Source organism: Anaplasma marginale str. Florida (assembly GCF_000215485.1).
GTDB classification, from domain to species: Bacteria; Pseudomonadota; Alphaproteobacteria; order Rickettsiales; family Anaplasmataceae; genus Anaplasma; species Anaplasma marginale.
Genome location: NZ_AFMS01000095.1, coordinates 1 through 3,463, shown reverse-complemented (window position 1 = coordinate 3,463; position 3,463 = coordinate 1). Strand labels below are relative to the sequence as shown.

4 protein-coding genes and 2 pseudogenes are annotated in these 3,463 nt (G+C 46.7%); 2 read left to right on the top strand and 4 right to left on the bottom strand.

The features are described from left to right. Positions 1-5 precede the first annotated feature (5 nt). The 3 genes and pseudogenes from GAC_RS06145 to GAC_RS02590 form a co-directional block, all read right to left on the bottom strand. Positions 6-518 carry a septal ring lytic transglycosylase RlpA family protein gene (locus GAC_RS06145; protein ID WP_277812809.1) on the bottom strand — a complete coding sequence of 171 codons (513 nt, stop codon included), beginning with the start codon at positions 516-518 and terminating at the stop codon, positions 6-8. A 204-nt stretch (positions 519-722) separates the two neighbouring features. Then, a pseudogene (gene xth / locus GAC_RS02595) lies at positions 723-1,554 on the bottom strand (exodeoxyribonuclease III). A gap of 122 nt (positions 1,555-1,676) precedes the next feature. Beyond that, positions 1,677-2,411, bottom strand: a complete 735-nt coding sequence (locus GAC_RS02590; RefSeq protein ID WP_011114351.1) for a hypothetical protein — start codon at positions 2,409-2,411, stop codon at positions 1,677-1,679. A 323-nt stretch (positions 2,412-2,734) separates the two neighbouring features. Here GAC_RS02590 and ykgO point away from each other — a divergent pair, with 323 nt between their 5' ends. Together ykgO and GAC_RS02580 are read left to right on the top strand one after the other, a co-directional pair. Beyond that, positions 2,735-2,863, top strand: a complete 129-nt coding sequence (gene ykgO, locus GAC_RS02585; protein ID WP_010264484.1) for a type B 50S ribosomal protein L36 — start codon at positions 2,735-2,737, stop codon at positions 2,861-2,863. Positions 2,864-2,891: 28 nt separating this feature from the next. Next, positions 2,892-3,251 (top strand): FtsB family cell division protein, encoded by a 360-nt coding sequence (locus GAC_RS02580; protein ID WP_011114353.1) that lies wholly within the window; start codon positions 2,892-2,894, stop codon positions 3,249-3,251. Positions 3,252-3,263: 12 nt separating this feature from the next. Here the strand turns inward: GAC_RS02580 and GAC_RS02575 are convergent. After that, a pseudogene (locus GAC_RS02575) lies at positions 3,264-3,463 on the bottom strand (hypothetical protein); the annotation flags it as partial.

The window sequence follows — 3,463 nt, the reverse complement described above, 5'->3', positions numbered from 1 at the left end:
TTTTGTCATATCTGGCTTTGTTTTGAAAGTTGTTCATATAATATGTTTCTAGACATTTTTCCCAGATAAAGCACTTTAACTTTTGCAGTACCTTTGTCACGAAAACCAAGCAATATAGCGGCTTTTTCTGAGAGGTCTATTATCCTATTCTCAACAAATGGGCCACGATCATTTACTTTTACTATTACCTTTTTACCATTTTCCAAATTTGTGATTTCAACAAAGCTGGGCATGGGTAGGGTTTTGTGTGCGGCGGTGAGCGAAAATCTGCTGAATACATCACCATTGGCGGTGAGTTTGTTGTGAAAGCCCTCGCCGTACCAGGAGGCAATACCGATTTCTTCGTAGTGATCATAATACTGGGGCTTGTAAGCTACACCATTTATGGAATAACTCGTACCAATTTTGTAGTGAGCGCCATTGTGGCCCGACTTGGTGGCAGAAGTTGTGCATCCCTGCAAAAGCCCTAAAGCAAGACACACCAAAGATAGAAAGATAGGATATGGCACTAAGAGCACAGCCAATGTAACTCACTAGAAGGTCGCAAAAAATGCGTATATGGTCAATATCATTGCGTCAACTTTTAAAATACAATCAAAACCTTTTTAAGCAATTCTGCAGTTTTCACGCAAGCGTTGCATAAGCGCCCCTATGTCGCTATGTGCTGGTGCCAACATTGTGTTTTCGTCGTGAGTTGCTCGGCCAACAAGATGTGCAACGAACTACACAAGTTTGCGCAATACACACATAACTGGGGCATGATCCGACGGTGATTCTAGCCCCCTAACACTAGAGAGAATGCTGCACTCAACCAGCTTATCTACTGCGTTTGGGGAAAGCAGTAAGTGATCTATCCTCATACCCCTGTTTCTCTGCCATGACCCTTCCCTATAATTCCACCAGCTGAATTCTTGCTTGCCTTCGTGCAAAATTCGAAAAGCGTCTGTGAACCCTAAGTGCAGAATCTCACGCAGCCCCGCGCGTTCTTTCGGATGGAAGCACAACTTTCCATCGAGCGCTTGTGCATCGTATACATCTATATCGTCAGGAGCAACGTTATAGTCCCCGCCTATAACTAACCAATCCTCCCGTGCAAGTAATTTTAGCCAGCCTTGCCTTGAGGCACCGCAGAAAATTGAGCTTGTAGACAAAGGTTTCTGTATCAACTTCCTGCCCATTTGGTACATAAACACTTGCAACTCTTACCTTAACATCTTGATAATCTACCAAACATTCCAAATACCTAGCCTCCGTCACAGAGTAGCTACCCGTGTCTTGCACTGTACCAATTTCTTCCTCTGCATCAAAAACGGTATTACACAATTCGCCCACTATTGGGTACTTGCTCAATATGGCTACCCCATTTCTTGATTTCTGCCCATGGATGTAGCACTTGTACCCTAGATCCTCCAGCTCTGCCAGGGGGAATTGATCGTCAGTGCACTTGGTCTCCTGTAGTAGCGCAATATCTACATGGTGTTCAGTTAACACGCTGCATAAGTGAGCCACCCTTTTTCTGACGGAGTTCACGTTCCACGTCAATATTCTGATCATTCTCCCTGAGACACCTGAAATCATTAGGGGAATTAACTCCTCAATGAGCTGGCATGTCAAGCTACAAATCTGGGAGGAATGTATGGGAGGGAAGCCGGGAGTAGCGGATCCACCCACTCACTTTAGGTGGTGGGTTTGTTGTGGTGTACCACCGAAAACTTCATCCCCAGTTCTATTCCGTGCGAATTGAATGCAAAGTCTTGAAAATCATAAAACGTGCTGTTGCCGTCTTCGTCATATATTGCGTCGGTTTTATACTTCCAATGGTGTTGGCGGTAATTATACCCTACGTATGCCTCCAAACCCGGAACGATTGGGTAAGAGAGGCCAATTTTGGATTGTGTAACCATCCCGTATAAATCTTCAGAGTGCTGCCGCAACCCTTGATACCGCAATACCTTGGCCATACCCACGCTGGAACCGGCATATAAGCTGACCTCTCCGCCCAGTGGATAGTGGCCATATAGTCCATAGGATATAGACAGCCTCCTAACCGAAAGCACGCCCCCAGCTTCGCGCGCCGTCATGGTTTCATCACCCAGCACCTGCCTAATCACATGAAGAGCGCTGCCCCTGCCCTCTTCCAACACAGGAGTGGCCATAGAGGTGCGAAATTCGAATTCGTGATATAACCTACTAGTGGCAGCTGGCCAAATGGAAGATGCATAAAAGTCCCAGCTGCTGCCAATACGCGTAGAGTATTGTAGGTGCAGTGGGTTATCGTAGACTACATTGTGCACGTAACCAATTCTGCATTGCGGCGCTTTTAAGAGTAATTTGTTCAACTGTGCAGTAATAGACCCCGCCTCCATAGATGAGATCCCTAAGACCAAGCCTAACACTGATAGAGCTGCCATACGCGCTTTAATAGACGTGCAAACCGTATTTCAACTTAATATATTAATATATTAAATATTATCAATACAAATCTTCCAAAGGTGGCAAAATAATTACGCGTGGGCCGAAGACCATGCCGCTACACGCAAACGCGCTGCTACTCAATCCAACCGCCCTGTTAAACGGTGGGCATGCGGACTATGGCGAGCACGCTTCATTACATGGCTGCACTGCAAGCTTCGCACTGTGTGCACCACACACGGAAGTGAGAATGTTTTACTTGACTGCACACGGTAAATATAGAAATATCTCAGTATATGTGGCACTGGTAGGGAAGAAGGCCGTGAAGGTTATGGGGTCTTTAAAGTCAGCGAAAAGTCGCGACAGAGACTGTAAGATAGTACGCAGGAAGGGGCGTATATACGTTATAAATAAGAAAAAGCCCAGATTTAAGGCAAGACAAGGATATTAGTTTAGCCGGTCACTTTGTTGTAATTGGCATGTATCGCTTTGGCCGTCATTTGGGCGTGGTTGGTACTCCCCCACGTGTGGGGCTTGCGGTCAGCACCTCCAAGGTTAGGCTATGTGTTATTTTGGTTGCATGCGTGGTAACGTGCTATCTCGGTGCGGGTGCCATGTTTGGAGAGCGGGGCTTGCTCGCTATGCTAAGGTTGCGTCAAGAGCTGCGTAGGTACGAAAGTGACCTAAGTAGAATAGTGCAGCTGAAAGAAGAAATGAAGCGTAGGAACGCGTTGCTGTATGAGGACTCACTGAGTCTGGATCTACTTGACGAACGTAGCAGGAGCGTGCTTGGCCATGTGGAACCAGATGAGCTCGTTGTAATACTAAAACCGCAATAAGGACGAAGCGCGTTACTCGCGCATCTTGGCCTCCATTGTGTCATTCAGTTCTGCGCTCCCAATGCGGGTAGGCGGTGATTCCTCATTGCTGTCCGTTGTCGCTGCCTCGAGGTTGATATCTTGCGACGCCGGTAGGTTACTTTGTGCTTGCCTCCTGCGCATTCGTGCTAGAACGACGGAATTCCAAATCAGGGCCGCAATGGCTATAATTC

Excerpts from the sequence above, each read along its gene's own strand:
- GAC_RS02590 (WP_011114351.1), bottom strand. The coding sequence starts at position 2,411 with ATGGCAGCTCTATCAGTGTTAGGCTTGGTCTTAGGGATCTCATCTATG.
- GAC_RS02580 (WP_011114353.1), top strand. The coding sequence starts at position 2,892 with ATGTATCGCTTTGGCCGTCATTTGGGCGTGGTTGGTACTCCCCCACGT.